14 protein-coding genes and 2 pseudogenes are annotated in these 16,800 nt (G+C 41.4%); 8 read left to right on the top strand and 8 right to left on the bottom strand.

Going from position 1 to position 16,800, the window contains the following annotated elements; translation table 11 throughout:
• Positions 1-286: 286 nt before the first annotated feature.
• The 3 genes from LYNGBM3L_RS06370 to LYNGBM3L_RS39875 all read left to right on the top strand — a co-directional run bounded on the left by LYNGBM3L_RS06370 (position 287) and on the right by LYNGBM3L_RS39875 (position 7,517).
• Positions 287-1,588: a P-loop NTPase fold protein gene (locus tag LYNGBM3L_RS06370; RefSeq protein ID WP_008180474.1), complete on the top strand. Its 1,302-nt coding sequence runs from the start codon at positions 287-289 to the stop codon at positions 1,586-1,588.
• Between the two features lie 376 nt (positions 1,589-1,964).
• Entirely contained in the window at positions 1,965-6,929 is a 4,965-nt protein-coding gene (locus LYNGBM3L_RS06365) for a WD40 domain-containing protein (protein WP_048815178.1), read from the top strand.
• Between the two features lie 387 nt (positions 6,930-7,316).
• Positions 7,317-7,517 (top strand): hypothetical protein, encoded by a 201-nt coding sequence (locus tag LYNGBM3L_RS39875; protein ID WP_131827001.1) that lies wholly within the window; start codon positions 7,317-7,319, stop codon positions 7,515-7,517.
• Positions 7,518-7,700: 183 nt separating this feature from the next.
• Here the strand turns inward: LYNGBM3L_RS39875 and LYNGBM3L_RS06355 are convergent, their stop codons facing one another.
• The 6 genes from LYNGBM3L_RS06355 to LYNGBM3L_RS06340 form a co-directional block, all read right to left on the bottom strand.
• A complete protein-coding gene (locus LYNGBM3L_RS06355; protein ID WP_008180468.1) occupies positions 7,701-9,557 on the bottom strand; it encodes an ABC1 kinase family protein in 1,857 nt (618 codons plus the stop codon).
• Positions 9,558-9,845: 288 nt separating this feature from the next.
• Entirely contained in the window at positions 9,846-10,085 is a 240-nt protein-coding gene (locus LYNGBM3L_RS06350) for a hypothetical protein (protein WP_008180463.1), read from the bottom strand.
• A gap of 43 nt (positions 10,086-10,128) precedes the next feature.
• Positions 10,129-10,254, bottom strand: coding sequence for a hypothetical protein (locus LYNGBM3L_RS48425; RefSeq protein ID WP_267871993.1), 126 nt, complete (start codon positions 10,252-10,254; stop codon positions 10,129-10,131).
• Positions 10,242-10,658 carry a helix-turn-helix domain-containing protein gene (locus tag LYNGBM3L_RS06345; RefSeq protein ID WP_008180461.1) on the bottom strand — a complete coding sequence of 139 codons (417 nt, stop codon included), beginning with the start codon at positions 10,656-10,658 and terminating at the stop codon, positions 10,242-10,244. The genes LYNGBM3L_RS48425 and LYNGBM3L_RS06345 overlap by 13 nt, the downstream gene beginning before the upstream one ends.
• Positions 10,659-11,193: 535 nt before the next feature.
• A complete protein-coding gene (locus tag LYNGBM3L_RS49335) occupies positions 11,194-11,532 on the bottom strand; it encodes an ISAs1 family transposase (protein WP_008180458.1) in 339 nt (112 codons plus the stop codon).
• A gap of 2 nt (positions 11,533-11,534) precedes the next feature.
• Positions 11,535-12,395: an ISAs1 family transposase gene (locus tag LYNGBM3L_RS06340; protein WP_008180456.1), complete on the bottom strand. Its 861-nt coding sequence runs from the start codon at positions 12,393-12,395 to the stop codon at positions 11,535-11,537.
• Between the two features lie 481 nt (positions 12,396-12,876).
• On the opposite strand from LYNGBM3L_RS06340, the gene LYNGBM3L_RS50140 reads away from it, so the two are divergent.
• From LYNGBM3L_RS50140 to LYNGBM3L_RS37960, 3 genes and pseudogenes are all read left to right on the top strand, one after another.
• Positions 12,877-13,065, top strand: a complete 189-nt coding sequence (locus LYNGBM3L_RS50140) for an IS1/IS1595 family N-terminal zinc-binding domain-containing protein (protein ID WP_438941757.1) — start codon at positions 12,877-12,879, stop codon at positions 13,063-13,065.
• A 345-nt stretch (positions 13,066-13,410) separates the two neighbouring features.
• Positions 13,411-13,533: a hypothetical protein gene (locus tag LYNGBM3L_RS48420; protein ID WP_267871994.1), complete on the top strand. Its 123-nt coding sequence runs from the start codon at positions 13,411-13,413 to the stop codon at positions 13,531-13,533.
• Positions 13,527-13,846 (top strand): annotated as a pseudogene (locus tag LYNGBM3L_RS37960) (IS1 family transposase); the annotation flags it as partial. The gene LYNGBM3L_RS48420 and the pseudogene LYNGBM3L_RS37960, both read left to right, overlap by 7 nt.
• On the opposite strand, the gene LYNGBM3L_RS39870 reads toward LYNGBM3L_RS37960, so the two are convergent.
• Positions 13,847-13,984, bottom strand: coding sequence for a hypothetical protein (locus tag LYNGBM3L_RS39870; protein ID WP_008180453.1), 138 nt, complete (start codon positions 13,982-13,984; stop codon positions 13,847-13,849).
• A 111-nt stretch (positions 13,985-14,095) separates the two neighbouring features.
• Between LYNGBM3L_RS39870 and LYNGBM3L_RS06330 the strand changes: the two genes are divergently transcribed.
• Entirely contained in the window at positions 14,096-14,548 is a 453-nt protein-coding gene (locus LYNGBM3L_RS06330) for a hypothetical protein (protein ID WP_229414339.1), read from the top strand.
• Positions 14,549-14,639: 91 nt separating this feature from the next.
• Here the strand turns inward: LYNGBM3L_RS06330 and LYNGBM3L_RS37955 are convergent.
• A pseudogene (locus LYNGBM3L_RS37955) lies at positions 14,640-15,458 on the bottom strand (IS5 family transposase).
• Positions 15,459-16,613: 1,155 nt separating this feature from the next.
• Between LYNGBM3L_RS37955 and LYNGBM3L_RS44910 the strand changes: the two are divergent.
• On the top strand, positions 16,614-16,800 hold a 187-nt coding region (locus LYNGBM3L_RS44910; protein ID WP_161603129.1), incomplete at its 3' end, for a DUF6312 domain-containing protein.

The raw sequence follows: 16,800 nt of genomic DNA, 5'->3' as shown, positions 1-16,800 counted from the left end.
ATCAGTTTTTAAAAACTGAGCCTAAATTTTAAGGCTTATTTAGCATCATTACAAAAATTTATCGGAATTATTTCCTACTCTTACCTGTTCCCTGTTCCTTGTTACCTGCTCCCTGCTCCCTGCTCCCTGCTCCCTAAAACCTAGAACGAAAGTACCTCACCAAATTTAGAACTGCTATATAATAGTGACTAAGGTAAAGTGGGTGCATAAGGCCAGCTCGGATGAACCGTTCCATGTTCCAACCGCAGCTTGGTACAGAATAGGGGCAAAATAACTAATAAGTAAGATGACCGATTTACAAACGTTTTATCGAGCTACCAACCCCAGTAAAACCTTAGCGGTGGACAATGAGGATGATCGCAAGTATTACATTGATTTCTCTTCAGTACGCGGCGGTCATATTATTGAAAAACTTAGAAAAAAGATTGCTATCTTTTCACCAAATCAGCCAACCTGTGAACTGTTTACTGGGCATATTGGCTGCGGCAAGTCTACGGAGTTGCTCAGGTTAAAGGTGGATTTAGAACGGTCAGGATTTCATGTGGTTTACTTTGAGTCCGACCGAGACTTGGAAATGAGTGATGTTGATATTAGCGATATTTTACTGGCGATCGCTCGTCGAGTCAGTGAAAGTCTGGAAGGCGCTGGCATTAGCCTTCAACCAGGGTACTTCCAGAAGTTATTTGGCGAAGTCAAAGATATCTTAACAACACCGATGGAGCTATCGGATGTAGAATTCTCTGTAGGGATTGCCACCATTACAAGCCAAGCCAAAGCTAGCCCTAAGCAGCGGGATAAGTTGAGAGGATATCTAGAGCCTCGAACCAATGGACTTATTGAAGCAATTAATCAGGAGGTGCTGGAGCCTGCTATCAAGAAATTGAAACAGACCGGAAAAAAGGGACTAGTAGTTATTGTTGATAACCTTGACCGGGTAGATTCTATTCAAAAGCCCTTTGGTCGTCTTCAGCCAGAATATTTGTTTGCGGATCGAGGGGCACAGTTGCGGGGACTGGGCTGTCACGTGATTTACACTATTCCATTGTCACTGCGGTTTTCCAATGACTTTGGGATGGTGACTGAACGGTTTATGACAGACCCCAAAGTCCTGCCAATGGTACCTGTGCATTTACGGGACGGTAGCAAACATGAAGAAGGCATGGCACTGCTGCGACAGATGGTGCTGGCAAGAGCTTTTCCAGATTTAGAGCCAAACCAGCGTCTGACTAAAATTACAGCAATTTTTGACAGTGCTGAAACCTTAGACCGTTTATGTAGTGCTAGTGGGGGTCATGTGCGGAATTTACTCCGGTTTCTCAATGAATGGATCATGGAGGAAGGAAAACTACCCCTTTCCCGTAATGGTCTAGAACGTATGATTAAGGCTCAGCATCATAAACTTGTGTTAGCAATCACTGATGATGAGTGGGACTTACTGCGTAAAGTAGCTAAGGATAAGAAAGTGACTGGAGATGATGGATATCAAATCTTAATCCGCAGTCGCTTTGTTTACGAGTATTATGATCAAGAAGAACCTTGGTTTGATGTTAATCCAATTTTAGCAGAAGCTAAGGAACTACAGCCATAGCATTTATAAATAGGTTATGAACAATATTGCTGATTTATTATATAGCGCTACGCGCAAGGCAAGAGGCAAGAGGCAAAAGGCAAAAGTTCAATAAAACAGCTTTTGCTGCTTGTATCAATGTCAAACACCTTAATGCGTAGTGCTATAACATCAAAAACTGTTTCGATCTCTTTCCTACTGCTCCCTGCTCCCTGGTAAGCATTCAGCTATCAGCTATCAGCTATCAGCTATCAGCTCATGGGCTAGGCTCACACTAATTGAGGTGTTTATGGGGAAAGTGCCAGCGTCGAAGCCTGTGCCACCACAGGCTAGAAGCCTGTGCCACCTTGAGGTGCTTTTGAATAAAATAAGCTGACCGCTGACTGCTGAATGCTGAATGCTTACGCTCCCTGCTCCCTGCTCCCTGCTCCCTGCTCCCTGCTCCCTGTTCCCTGTTCCCTGTTCCCTGTTCCCTTTGCGATATATGAGTGCCTCCGATAAAACCAAAGAGGTTGCTGCCTACAACGACCGTGCGTTGCAAAGATTGGCTTGGGCAATTGAAGCTTCTCAGGGGCAATTTTCGCTGATTTTTGCACACTGTAACTATACCTATGTACAGCAGCAAATGACTGAGGGGCTCCGAGAAACCTGTTCTGTTCAAATCCGCGACGTTGTGCTAAAAAAGTCTGATAGCAGACTTTATAGCAAGATTCGGCAGGAATTAGGTGATCAGCAGCCAGGGGCTATGATGGTGTTTGGCTTAGAGGCAGTTGATGATATTGATACCTTGCTGGCTGCCACTAACCAAGTTCGGGAAGAGTTTCGGAAAAATTTCCATTTCCCCCTAGTGCTGTGGATTAATGATGAAGTTCAAACCAAATTGCTTCGGGTTGCTCCTGATTTCGAGAGTTGGGGCACAACTAGGGAGTTTCAAACCCCTCCTGATTCCTTATCTTATGAATTAATCTATACTCTCTCTCAAAAAGCCAAGGAGATATTGACTAACTTTCCAGACTCTGATCCTGACAAATTTTTGTATGAGCTGAATCGGGGAATAGATTATCTATCCGAATTTGATTTAGCTTGGCAAGATTTACAACATCATAACCAGGAAATAGATCCAGATTTAGCAGCTAGTTTTTACTTCATGATCGGTCGAAATTACTATGCTAAACAACAGTTTGAACAATCGTTAATTTACTTTACAAAAAGCTTATATATATGGCAAAAAATAAGCCGCTTCGATTGGCAAGGCATGGTTTTATTTCATATCGGTTTGTGTCCTTATGGAAAACCTGAACGACAAAATTTAGTTGAACAATGTGTTGATAGTTTAGCTCAGATATCTTCTCTGGATTTAGCTAACCGATTGATTACTCAATTTGCCAGAGTCTTGCAACGCTTACATCGATGGGCAGACTTGGAAACCTTAGCCCAAACGTCTCTAAAACTCCATAGAGCCAATGGTAATTCAATTGAGTTAGCGAAAGATTATGGTTTTCTAGCCGAGGTGGCTTTAGATAAATTAGCTTGGACTGAAGCTAAGGGATTAGCAGAGCAAGCACTCTCCATCCTGAAAACTAGTTTTTTGGATGAATCAACAGTCACTTCATCCGAGCATAAAGCAAAATTAGATGGGATGCAATCTGTTGATAAAGCTTGGTATTTATTATTATTAGCAAGAGCAGAAAAAGGTCTTGGTAAGTATCAAGAGAGTATCAAGTATCTCGAAAGAGCCAAAGCAGAAACTCCAGCCCATTATGCTCCAGAGCTTTATATTAGAATTTTGGCAAGCTTGCGAGACGTATACTTTGAAAAGGGTGACTATCTAGCTGCTTTTGGAGTTAAACAAGAACGACTATCCATTGAGCAACAGTTTGGCTTGCGAGCCTTTATCGGTACAGGGAGATTACAGCCAAAACGAAGGAGAACTAAGTCTCAACTTCCGGCCCTTGACCAGCCTGAAATGGTTGCAGACGAAATCATCGCTTCTGGCAGACAACAAGATATCAATAATTTACTTGAAAGAATTGGCAATCCTAATCATAGATTAACCGTTATCTATGGACCATCTGGGGTTGGGAAAAGTTCCTTAATCTATGCAGGACTAGTTCCAATTCTCAAGCAGCGAGCCATTGGTCAACGAGATGTATTACCAATTGTCATACGAGTCTATACTGACTGGGTTAGAGATTTAGGTAAATTATTGCTTAAGGAGCTAGAAGCAAGAGGGTTTAGTCTTTTTGTTAAACCACAATCAATAACGACTATTTTGCAACGGTTGAAAGAAAACTATAACCTAAATTTACTAACAGTTTTAATTTTTGATCAGTTTGAAGAATTATTTGTTGCTGTCCCAGATATAGTCGATCGTAATCTTTTATTTGAATTATTGAAAACAGCAATTGACGATATTCCTTATACTCAAGTTGTTCTGTCATTAAGAGAAGAATATCTACACTATTTATTACAATTTGAGCGTTCAAAAAAATTAGATACTATCAATGACATATTAAGCAAAAATATTATTTATTATCTAGGAAATTTTCCTATTAAATATAGTGCTAATTTTATACAAAAATTAACAAATAAAGCTCAGTTTTATTTAGAAGCTGCTTTGAGTCATAAACTTGTTAATGATTTAGCAGGAGAGCTGGGTGAAATCCGTCCAATTGAGTTACAGATTTTGGGTTATCAATTGCAAAATGAGAACATTACAACTTTAGATAAATATCAAAAATTTGGTTCTTATAAAGAGCTACTTACGCGATTTTTTGAAGAAGTGATTTCAGAATGTGGTCCTGAAAATAAATCTTTATCTCAGCAAATTTTGTACGTACTTACTGACGAAAAAAACACTCGACTGCTCAAGACTAAGGCAGAGTTAGTATCTGATTTAGAATTAAAAACCGAAATAATAGATTTAATTTTACGGATTTTAGTAAGCTCAGGATTGGTTTTATTGGTGCCAGAACATCCGGCTGACCGCTATCAATTGGGACATGACTATTTCGTTACTTTTATTCGCAGACAACAAGGTGCTGAATTACTTACTGAGTTGGAACAGGAGAGAGAACAGCGAAAACTTATCGAAGTCAAGCGGAATCAGATATATAGGAGGGCACTCTTGAGCTCAACTGTAGCAATAATGTCTCTATCAGTCTTAGCATCCTTCACATTCTTCTCTTTCATAAGAGCCAAAAATAATGAAATTATTGCCCTTACTAAATCCTCAGAAGTGCTTTATAGTGCAAATAGAGAGTCACTCGCTCCACTAATAGAAGCTTTAAAAGCAGGAAAACGACTTAAGTCAGCAATTGGAGTAGGAACCGATACCCGAACTCAGACTTTAGCTGCATTACAGCAAGGGATTTATGCAGTCAGAGAGAGCAATCGTTTGGAAGGTTATGAAAGTTGGGTTAATAGCGTCAGTTTTAGCCCTGACGGGCAGTTTATTGCTACTGGCAGTGCTGATGACACCGTTAAACTCTGGCATAGAGACGGTAAATTACTAAGAACTCTTGTAGGGCATTCATCTTATGTCAACAGTGTAAGTTTCAGTCCTGATGGTCAACTCCTTGCCACTGGGAGTGCTGATGGTACAGTTAAACTCTGGAATCTAAACACCGGAAAAGAAATCGGCACTCTCCTGGGACATACAGGTACAGTCAAAAGCCTAAGTTTCAGTCGTTATGGTAAAACCCTTACCACTGGCAGTGCTGATGGTACAGTTAAACTTTGGAATCTAGAGACGGGACAAGAAATCCGCACTCTCCTGGGACAAAAAGCAGATATTACAAGTCTCAGTTTCATTCTTGACGGTGAGCTTATTGTCAGTGCTAGTCGCGACTCAACAGTGAGTTTGTGGGACAGACAAGGCAATCCAATTGGCCAACCCTTTCAAGCACAGGAAGCTGGAGTCACAAGTATCAGTATCAGCCCTGATGGTCAGACCCTTGTCACTGCCAATATGGATGGAGCTGTCATACTCTGGAATCTTCAAGGTCAGGAAAAGCGAACTCTCCAAAGCTCTGGTGCCACAATCAGCAGCGTTAGCTTCAGTCCTGATGGTCAGACAATTGCTACTGGCAGTTTTGACGGAACTGTTAAGCTCTGGAGTCGGGAAGGTCAGGAACTCCAAATCTTGCCAGGTCATAATAGAGGGATTACAACTATTAGCTTCAGTCCCGATGGCAATATCTTAGCTACCGCTAGCAGAGACTTGACCGTCAGACTCTGGAGCGTTGAGGACTATGATCTCAAAACCCAAACCCTATTTGGACATAAGGCTGTGGTTGATAGCGTCAGCTTTAGTCCCGATGGTCGCACAATTGCCACTGCTAGCTTCGATGGAACTGTTAAAGTATGGGAACGAGACGGTACACTAGTCAGTACCTTAGAAGGACATCAAGGTGCAGTCATAAGTCTTAGTTTCAGCCCTGATGATAATGTCATTGCCAGTCTTGGTTTGGATGGAAGTGTCAAACTCTGGAAACTAGACGGTACACTAGTGAAGACCTTAGAAGAAAATCAAAATCCAATCATAAGTTTTAGTTTCAGCCCTGATGGGAAATTCCTTGCCAGTGCTGGTTTGGATGGAACGGTAAAGCTATGGAGTCTGGAGGGTAAACTAATCAAAACTATTGATGCCCATAAAGCTAGTGTTTACAGCGTCAGTTTCAGCCCTGATGCACAATTATTTGCCAGTGCTAGTAACGATGGAACCGTAAAACTCTGGAATTTAATAGGTCAACAACTGGCAACTCTCAAGGGACATAACGATGATTTTGACAGTGTCAAGTTCAGCCCTAATGGCAAAATCATCGCTACTGCTAGTAAGGATGGAACCCTTAAACTCTGGAATTTGAGCGGTGAAGAACTTGAAACTCTCAAGGGGCATAGTGCTGCGGTGATTAGCCTCAGCTTTAGCCGTGACGGTCAGACCCTTGCTACCGCGAGTCTGGATGGAACTATTAAACTTTGGAATTTGCAAGGTCAACAACTGGCAACTCTTAAGGGACATAGTGGTGTAGTCAATAGCCTCAGTTTTATCCCCTACGGTACCATACTTGCCAGTGGTAGTAGTGACGGGACAGTCAAACTCTGGAGTCTTCCGGAGGGTAAAGTACTCCAAACCCTCAAGAGTAGTGGTGCTGCGATCAATAGTGTTAGCTTCAGCCCTGACGGCAAGACTCTTGCTACGGCTAGTGAGGATAAAACTGTAATGTTATGGAATATCGATCTAGCTCTAAGTAGTCTAGATGAGCTACTGCGACGTGGTTGCGATTGGGCTGGGGATTATCTAAGGAATAACCCGAATGTAAGTGAACGCGATCGCACTGTTTGTGAAGGCATCAACTAAAACGCGATTGACCTTTGGTCACGCTTCGCGATCGCACTCTTTGTCGAGGTATCAACTAAAACGCGATTGACCTTTGGTCACGCTTTAGGCTTTGCCGACGCTGCTTGAGGTGCGAACGCACTGGTCCGATTGTGATTAATCCGTTGGTGGGCAGTGCCTACTTTGGCGATTGCTAACCACATGAATCGGTCGAAAGCACTGCCCACCCTACATCAACTACTAAAACGCGAATGCACTGTTTGTCGAGGCATTCACTAAAACGCGATTGACCTTTGGTCACGCTTTAGGCTTTGCCGACGCTGCTTGAGGTGCGAACGCACTGTTTGTCGAGGTATCAACTAAAACGCGATTGACCTTTGGTCACGCTTTAGGCTTTGCCGACGCTGCTTGAGGTGCGAACGCACTACGGGCATCTTTCCGATTGAGTTGCAGCAAGAACTGCTGCGGGAACTGGGTGCCATTGAAGTAGGAGTGGGAACTTTGGTCGCTACCAATGCCAGAATGGCAGAAGCGGTCAAAGGTAGCGTTGACCGCTTGCGGGAATGGATGAAAGGACAGCTAATGGTGCATGTAGATGAATCTCCTTGAGGTGCTTTTGAATAAAATAAGCACCTCAAGCAGCGTGAGCCTTAGGCTGACTGCTGACGGCTGATGGCTGAATGCTTACAAGCCAAAGGCCGAACAATCAAGGTATTCGGTGCATTCATTGGGGACGAAGCCTTTCATCCCCTAATAACTTGATGACGCCAGACCTGAATCCTTACATTTTAACTACCCCCTTACCGATTGAGGAAAGTCTTTACGCTCCAGAATTTTTGCTCCCGCAAGCAGTACTCTAGCACTGAGGCCAATCAGTATAAAAATACCAATCCATTGCAGATATGGAAGATGGGGAATTTGTTGAACAAACTCGTCAGCCAGTTGAGTATGAATAGGTTCAATCGCTTTAAAATAATGTTGATAAAGGAAACTATAAACTACAACTGGTTCAGTTATTAGGAGTAAATAGGCGAGAGATTGAAAACCTACTACCAGTAACAGTGCAAAAATATTACTGGTTAACTCAAATGCGATGGTTCGTTGTCGCAACTCAGGTAAAATCAGGTTATTGTACTCGCTAATAGTGTCAAAGAACTGGTTAATCGAAGTTCTAATACTTTTTGGCTCTAAACTTTGTTTGAGAGCACGTCGATCTGACTGGCGATTATATTTTCTAGATGTCTTGAAGAAATCAAATTCAGGTAATAGGTACTGCAGTGCACCATCTAGAGTTAAAAAAGATCGAGTCACTTTGAGAAAAGTCCAATTACTTGGGATACCATATCTGGCAATCACTTTAGATACTTCAGCGGTTGCCCCACCAAAAGACTTTTCTTTATACTCTATCCCTTTAAGTTGGGCTTTGGTGGACCAAACCTCTATAGCACTCGACATCTCTGCCCTGACTCTAGGTACATTAACTCTGGGAATATCAACAGCCAACCGCAAGATATAATTAGCCGCTTTGGCAAAATCTCCATCTGACAATGCATTCGTATACTCATTATAAGTTACCCTCAACTCCCTATCCAGGGATCCCACGCTACCCATGTCAATGAATGCAACTTTGCTCCGACGCAAGAAAATAATATTGCCTGGATGTAGATCTCCATGGTACAAGTTATCTTCAAATACTTGTCGAAGTAATGAAATAAACATCGTTTCACCCGCTTTTTTAGGATCAAAGTCATTTTCATCCTGCCATTGAGAGGCTCTGACGGGATCCCTAGCCAATACTTTAATATAATCAGAGGCAAGAACTCCATCGATATATTCCATAACTAAAACTCGACGTTTAGAATATTTGTTATAAATCTTTGGAACATATATTTTATGCTGCTTTAGTGTTTTTCTCATATTACGAGTATTAGATGCTTCATAGCGATAATCTAATTCCTCATTAAAAATTTTATCTAACTCCGATACTGCTTCATCTAAACGTAGGTAACTCATAAAATTAAAAGAAATTAAAACTTTGGCAACGACTTTAATTAAATCCAAATCTCGCTTGAATGCTTCTGCTAGATTTGGACGTTGAATTTTAACGATTACCGGAACATTTTTTCTTTTACTTCGCAACGTTGCTCTATGAACCTGACCAATTGATGCAGCTGCCAAAGGAGTCTCATCAAAATCTTGAAATATTTTTTCCATGGGTGCTCCTAGCTCTGACTCAATTGTTGATCTAACTATAGCCATAGGGAATCCAATCGCTTCATACTGAAGACGTATTAACTGATCACAAATCTCATCTGGTAAAATATCGGTCCGCAATGCTAACAACTGACCCGTTTTTACCCAGAAGCCTCCCAAATCTTCAAATATCTGACGTAGCTCGTTCGCATTCTTTTGTATATCTGGCTTATTTGTAATTCGGCGACGTTGTATACCTAAATAGTAAATAATAAATCGTTGGATAATGTAGAGAGTTGAAAAACGACGAACTTCCAAATTTTCAGCTATTTTAACTTGCTTTCGTTGTTTGTTATCAATAAGAGGAGTAGGAATATCTTTTTTCTTGATCATATTATAAGCAGCCAAAAATAAATTTAAATAATAATTATTGATATCTCGTAGTCTTACTATCATGAAATCCTGAATGTAGTCTTCTCAAAAACTAGCTATTTTTAGGCAGATAGTTTCGCTACTGAAACTGTTACTCTTTAAAAAGTACTGCAGTGCATCTTGGATGAGTTTGCGGTATTGGCAGACATAAATAAAGAAACTGATCAACATCAAAATAATTACCAACGATATAATAATATCAATTTTTCCTTGAAGGAGATTCAGAAAATTACAAAGTTCAAAGTTCAAAAAAAAACATAACCTGGTGCAAAAATATGTGCCTAGTGCTGTTGATACCATTATATACCAATCCTAAATGATATCAGAGAAAGCCTCATAAGTACTTAAATCAGGCATAGTGAATAAATGATACTCAATAAATAATTCAAAGAGTTTATTTGTAATGGTGAAAGAGCGACACCATAGATGGATATGGCGTAAAAGTTGCTTGATATGCCCCCAAATATTTTCAATGGGATTTTCTCCTGGTGCATAGGGAGCAAATCTGAGACAGTGAACTTCCTTTTGCTCACTATTCCTTTTGCTCACCATGATTAACTAATGTCTTGATCATGGGTGAGGAACCAATCGGCGATCATCTGGTTTTGTTCCTCCACCACAGAGCTATTTTATCTGGGACTTTGTCTTGATGCAATAGCGAGTGGGGGAAACCCCCAAGACCGTAATGGTGCGTTTTCCGTAGGCGAATTAAATTCGCCACGGGTCGCACCTCTGCATCGCTTTTTTACCTTTATGCCAACTCATCCCAGCTTTTTTGAGTAATTCGTAATAGCTTTGTAATGAGCAATACACTACACCATAACTCTGTTCGATGTAGTCCATTACCTCCCATACAGTTGTTTGGGTTTTAGATTTAATCCGCTGGATTACTTCTGTTGACTGTGAGTGCTTTAAATATCCTAAACTCTCTTTATAGGCTAGTTCTAAACCTTTCACTCCTTGCTCACGATTGCGACGTTCCCAACGACTTATATAGCTTGACTGAACTCCCAATACTGGTTGAATTTCCCGATGCTTGAGACCTTGAAGGCGCATCTTCATCGCTATTGCTCGTTTGAGTTCTATGGGATCCCGATTACTGGCCATTAATTCTTCCAGGGTCATAATATTAATATATATTCATTACACCAATACACTTTAAATTATAACCCATTACAGAACTCTTTTCTCCAAATTCATTTAGGATTGGTATAGTCCAGCTCAAAGTCTCGGAAGAATCTTTGTAGCAGTTTGTAGTTCGATGCTGTTTTTGCTGTACCCATAAACCCCAGGGTAATCGCAGCTAAATTAAGTCTTCCTAGATATAGCATTATTTGAGCTTGTTAGGACTAGAAAATGGTGAAGTGGTCGGACCGGTGCCCTCAAAAATGTCCTAACTTATGGGCAAGGGTGCTATATCCCAAACCCAGAGTCAATTTTCACACCTTTGATTTATAGCAGAAGTCATTTGTCAGAAGTCATTTGTCAGAAGTCAAACTCTTGCGCTTACAAAGGGTGTGAGACTTTTGTCATGTCCTAACTGCCCTGGCGACTGCTATAAATTTATGACTGGCTTCAAGGGTGATTAATATAGGCCGTAATGAACTTGATCAGGCTTTCCTCCTTTGTCTTCTGAAGGAGTAACAATTTCTGGGAGTCTCTAGACAACATCATGCCCCAACAAAACACTCAGAGCATAGTCATTATCTAACGCAGCACTATAGCGTTTCATCGCCAGACTCTGTTTTGAGGGTTCTTGGTTGAGTAAATTGATACACAAGTGGTGTAATACAGCCATATTCTCAGGCCCATGTCCAGTGCGAATCCGACTAGCATCTTGATGGAAGGTCATATCAAGCACCCAATGCAAGCTATTTTCAATGCCCCAGTGAGAGCGAATCGCTTCGGCCAAGACTAAGGCCGAAGCTCCTAAACTGGTTATGTAGTAACAGATCTGTGTGGTTGTTTTATTCCACAGTTGTCGCTCTCGTTTGACCATGACTACTGTCGTGAAACTTTTCCACTGTTGGGCACCCCAAAACCGCTGGACATTGGTTGATGGACACTGCCCAAACCTACTGCCCAAACCTGACGATGTTCGATGGGATGATGGCCTGCCTCTGTGGTCTCGGTGTAGCTGTAGTCTATTCCTTGCCAATCGAAGGCTTGAGCTTGCTTGAAAAAGGCTTTGACATCCTTGTAAAGATTGTCCTGATTACCCTTGAGCATCAGAACATAGTCCCCACCCTGTGACACAATTTGGGCAGCTATCTTCTTTTGTGCTCCCATCGCATCAATAGTGATAATTGCTCCAGTTAGATCTAGCAACTGTAATAGTTCCGGGATAGCTGTAATCTCATTGGACTTCTGCTCCACTGCTTGTTGGGCTAACACCAGATGATGCTCACTCGCCCATGCAGTGATGGTGTGTAAGGCTGTGATTCCCTGATTTCGGTCATAGGAACCTCTCGAGGTCTTACCATCAATGCTGATCAGGTTGATGGCAAGCTTTCTACTCAAGTGACTAACCCACGATAAAAAACATTCACGCATCTGCTGTGGGTCGATCTGAGCCAAGACTCTTGAAAACGTCTCATGGGAAGGAATCCCATAGGGTAACTCCAAAAACGTCTCTAACCACTTCTGCTTGCGTTTGCCATAAGTCTCTATTGCTACCATGGAATCCGAGCCGCTTATGACTGCCAGTATCGTTATTGTCAGGATATCAATGAGTAGATGTTGAGGTTGACGTTTCGTTCGTGGGTCATCCAAGCCAATGAATTCTTCCATAATGCTTCCCTTGAGCTTTTTGGTGGTGGCGCAAGGCCAGGAAGAAGTAATCGGAGCAAAACCTTGGGACATCAAGATTGGCCTCGTTCAAAGGGTTCTCCTCTAATCTCCTGGATTTCCTTGTTGTTGTCTAGACTCAAAATCGGGTTCTTCGGAACTTAGTCTGTAAAAGATCGCTCAAACCTATGCTGCGCGGTGTTTTAGGCTAAAACTGCTCAAAACTGACTTCAAATCTCGCCATCCATTACCAGATTAGGGCTACAGGGTTTTATCCAGCACACCAGGTTCGGAAGAACCCAAAATCGAGAGCTACTCACTCGGTTCAAGTCAAGTACATTTTATTCAAAATAGGGTGGTGATAAACATGTAGTGATACAACATTTACTTTAGCCTAAATAAGACATTTGTTACTCAAAAATAGAGTCAGTTGACTGTAAATTTATTAGCAATACTTATATAATCTATTATAAATATTGATTGAATAAATCTTATGAAACTGCTATTTTTTTATTAGTAATAAAATGCTTTTTTGATAAACAATTCCTGGTAAACAATGAATGCAAAACCTGATTTAATAACCCGACCTAATTGCCCTTACTGCAATTGTGAGCGAACAGTTAAAAATGGCAGCACTCATCATAAAAAGCCAAAATACCTGTGTAAAAACTGTAAGAAGCAGTTTATAAAAAATCCTACAAAAAAGCCGATACCCTTGTCGAAAAAAAATAAAGATAATAGATGACCTCTTGCTTGAAAAAATATCTTTAGCTGGCATTGCACGATCAGTTGGAGTTTCAAAAACATGGCTCCAAAATTATGTTAATAAAAAATATGCCGAAACTCCCCGAAAAATCAAGGTGTCCGAAAAACCATGCATGTAAAATTACCATAGAATGTGATGAAATGTGGTCTTTTGTTAACAATAAAGATAATCAGCATTTGAAGTTACCGTAAGAGAGTGGTTTGAAGTTACCGTAAGAATAAAGGAGCCTTTCTGGTTGCTCGGCTATACATAAAAGGGTTAAAACTTATTGATTAAGGCTCCTTTATTCTAAGGTTTCATCTCCGGCCTTTATAGGGACAGGTTATGGGTAAGAGTTTTAAGTTATATGAAATAAGGCGACCCTCTCTAAGGTTTCGTCTCCAATGGATTTGGTTGGCAATTGATGGCCGTTGGCCACGCTACGCGAACAAAAAACTAGAGAAATAATTGGAGTTTATATTGGTGATCGTACTCGATACTCGGCAAAAAAATTATGGCAGTCTTTCCCTCCAGCTGACAATGTGCTGTGTGTTATACAGATTTTTGGGAAGCTTATAAAACAGTAATACCACAAAAACGTCACAAACCAGTAGCAAAAAAAACTGCTAAAACTAATCATATTGAAAGATTAAATAATACCTTAAGACAAAGGATTAGTCGTCTGGTAAGAAAAACTTTGTCATTTTCAAAAAAATTAGAAAATCACTTAGGAGCTATTTGGAATTTTATTCATCACTATAATCAATGTTTGTCGGTTTGATTAGGCCATCACTACATGTTTATCACTACCAAACTTTCCTTGTTTTATCAGTTTTGTTAATTGATCATAATCAATTCCTAATAATACTTTGGTTTGTTTAGGATGTTTTTGAATATAATCCCAAGTATAATTACTCATTGTTTCCGCTTATCTATGGATATTTACGTCCATTATACTCTATTTTTAGAATTTTATAGTATTATGGAGATGTATAATAAGTTAGTGAAAGTACTTCAAAAGATAAAGCCCGTGGTTGCTGGAACGGGTGCGCAGACCAAGTACAACCGGACTAAGCTGGGCTTTCCTAAGGAGCATTGGATTGATGCCGCCTGTGTCGGAGATATTGAAGCCTTGCAGTTAAGGACAAACCAACCACTGTTAGTAACTTGTTTTGGCCAAGGAGGTAGGCAAAAAGCAGCACTCAACAAGTATGGCTATCCCATCAGACACAACCCATTAAAGCCGATTGGCCGTAGGCCACGCTGCGCGAACAAAGGTTGGTGTAGTGGAGATATAGCCAAAAACCTCCTGACTGGGGAGTTCGGAAGAGTTAACCCCATAAGCAAAAGTAACTCTTTCAATTACACAGTCCCGGGGAAAAAGGCAATAAGCTTGCACGTCAAAAACCTGATAAGAGTCCACAGAAAAGATGGATACACTTACAGCTTTTGCGAGCAAATACCAGAAATTACCTGGGAATAGTCGTCCTACCGTTGACAGACTAAATCCCCTGGCTAATTTGGTTTGAGTACATTTGTTCATCACCTCTAAGAGCTGATTTCTAAACAGAACCTTAAACTGTTGCTAGTCGTTTTGTCATCAGGCGAATGAGAGAACCAGAAATCATCGCCTCACTCATCTGTGTATACTGTTCATAGTCCTTACTCAAACGGCGAAATCGATTCAACCACCCAAACGTGCGTTCCACGATCCAACGCTTTGGCAATATCTTAAACTCCTTTGACTTGCGTTCTATGACTTCTACTTGCACTGACTCACCACACACTTGTTTGACCGCATGGGCAAAATTCTTTCCCGAATACCCTTGATCCACCCAAACCACTTTCAACTTGGAGAGAGCTTCTTTCGACTCATTAAAAACAACAACAGCTCCCAATCGCTCTGACATGTTTGCTTCGGTCACTAACATACCAATCAGCAAACCTGGCGAATCTACGACGATATGGCGTTTACGGCCTTTAACCTTCTTGCCACCGTCATAGCCGTAGACATCCCCCTTTTTTCTGTGGTCTTCACCGATTGAGAATCGGCTATCGCCACCGTTGATTGTTCGTCACGTCCTGATTCGGTGCGTAACTGGCCTCGTAACTTGTCATGAATCCCTTGCCATATGCCAAAGCGGTTGCCACTTGCGAAAGTATTTATAGACAGTAGAATAGGGCGGTAAATCATGAGGCAACATTTCCCATTGACAGCCCGTGCGTTGTACGTAAAATATCCCGTTAAGAATCTCACGAAGATTAACCGTTCTGGGATGACCGAACCCTTTAGGACTCGGTAAGTAGGGTTCAATGATGCTCCATTCCGCATCACTGAGGTCACTAGGATAGTTTGGGCGATGGGGGTTAGCAATCTTAGGTAAGCGGCTCATGGAGAAATGCCAGAGGAAGTCCAGGTAATAATCTACAAGGACTACCACAGTTGTAGTCCATTTCTTTAGACTACCTTTAGAAATCAGCTCTAAACGACGTCCATTTATTTGCTCTGCCTCCCAAGGTGCTTCGGTCAGAAAATGGTGTATTCTGTGGTAAGTTACCTCTACGGAGTCTCTCGCTATCTGAGATAGATTTTTTCGTTGACTTTCTCCCAATAATCCCTCTATGTAGTTTCCTTACTCTCTTTTCTTCGGCTAATTCCTCAATAAATCATCGAACTTACACTCACCTTTGTTAAAACAGGGAGGCATTGCTGCTGGGGTTGTTTCTTTCATGGGGGCGTACCCTTAAGCATAACGACGTTAAAACTATGTAAAATCTGTAGTATACCCTACCTTTTCGTTTTCCAGGCGAAAGCGTGTCTTCCTAACCGTTTTAGCTGTCGAGTGCAGGTGAGTGGAAATCTGTTCAACATAAAGCGCCTTGATGACTTAAATGAACCGCTTCTGCTCGATCGCGTAGCGTGGCCTACGGCCAATCTTTGAATCGTTAACTGACGGTGGTGGCCCTCCTCAACTCCGGTGAGCGTTCTTTCTTCTTCTTGGGTGAGAAACACTCTCAGTCTGGCTCCCATACCTCTGACTCCTTTCTTCGGCAACACTTTAGAATTTGTAACATACCTCCTTTTTTCTTGCACGACCTACTTATGAAATGATGCACTTTCCCTACTCACGCTGGGGGGGTGACATACAAGCTTAAATCCTTACTGGATAATAATTTCAGCCCATAAGTTACTTCAGGTGCGCTTGACCGTGGCGAATTTAATTCGCCACGGTCAAGCGCACCTAAAATATACATTCTGTTTTGGGCTGACTTTGGACGTAGTTATAAGGGTTTGAGCTTGCCATTAAGCGATGCAGCTTCGGAACAGGGGGTTTCCCCCACTCGCGCTTTGCATCAAGACAATGACTTGAGGGTTAATTTCCGACTGTATCTTCCATGAGCCCATTGGCATCAAAGCCTTATAGAGTAAGCTTTTTGGGGCTCATGTCACCACCTCAGCTACTCACGTCAGTTTAATTATTGACCGGTGAGGTTTTATGCTATAAGATTAGTGGTAGTACTTAAATCAATCTAGGAACTTAAGAGTTATGGCTGATAATGAAATTAAGAGCGCTGTCATTTTACGCAGTGAAGATTCTTTTGGAGGAACACCTGAGCTCTTGTCTGGATCTACAAGTAAGAAGAGCAAGAAAAAGAAGAAGAAGAAGCAGGCAGCAGCTTTAAAGCCTCTTGAGAAGGCTATGTTTAAACAAGCAAAGCGTCTCGACGAGGCGA

It is taken from the genome of Moorena producens 3L (assembly GCF_000211815.1).
In the GTDB taxonomy this organism is placed as follows: Bacteria; Cyanobacteriota; Cyanobacteriia; order Cyanobacteriales; family Coleofasciculaceae; genus Moorena; species Moorena producens.
This window is presented reverse-complemented; position numbering and strand designations above follow the sequence as displayed.

What these genes read in the sequence shown, in the direction of transcription:
- LYNGBM3L_RS06370 (WP_008180474.1), top strand. Translation starts at nt 287, where the DNA reads ATGACCGATTTACAAACGTTTTATCGAGCTACCAACCCCAGTAAAACC.
- LYNGBM3L_RS06350 (WP_008180463.1), bottom strand. Translation starts at nt 10,085, where the DNA reads ATGGTGAGCAAAAGGAATAGTGAGCAAAAGGAAGTTCACTGTCTCAGA.
- LYNGBM3L_RS50140 (WP_438941757.1), top strand. Translation starts at nt 12,877, where the DNA reads ATGAATGCAAAACCTGATTTAATAACCCGACCTAATTGCCCTTACTGC.
- LYNGBM3L_RS06345 (WP_008180461.1), bottom strand. Translation starts at nt 10,658, where the DNA reads ATGACCCTGGAAGAATTAATGGCCAGTAATCGGGATCCCATAGAACTC.
- LYNGBM3L_RS49335 (WP_008180458.1), bottom strand. Translation starts at nt 11,532, where the DNA reads ATGGTCAAACGAGAGCGACAACTGTGGAATAAAACAACCACACAGATC.
- LYNGBM3L_RS39870 (WP_008180453.1), bottom strand. Translation starts at nt 13,984, where the DNA reads ATGAGTAATTATACTTGGGATTATATTCAAAAACATCCTAAACAAACC.
- LYNGBM3L_RS06355 (WP_008180468.1), bottom strand. Translation starts at nt 9,557, where the DNA reads ATGATAGTAAGACTACGAGATATCAATAATTATTATTTAAATTTATTT.
- LYNGBM3L_RS06365 (WP_048815178.1), top strand. Translation starts at nt 1,965, where the DNA reads ATGCTTACGCTCCCTGCTCCCTGCTCCCTGCTCCCTGCTCCCTGCTCC.
- LYNGBM3L_RS48420 (WP_267871994.1), top strand. Translation starts at nt 13,411, where the DNA reads ATGGGTAAGAGTTTTAAGTTATATGAAATAAGGCGACCCTCTCTAAGG.
- LYNGBM3L_RS06340 (WP_008180456.1), bottom strand. Translation starts at nt 12,395, where the DNA reads ATGTCCCAAGGTTTTGCTCCGATTACTTCTTCCTGGCCTTGCGCCACC.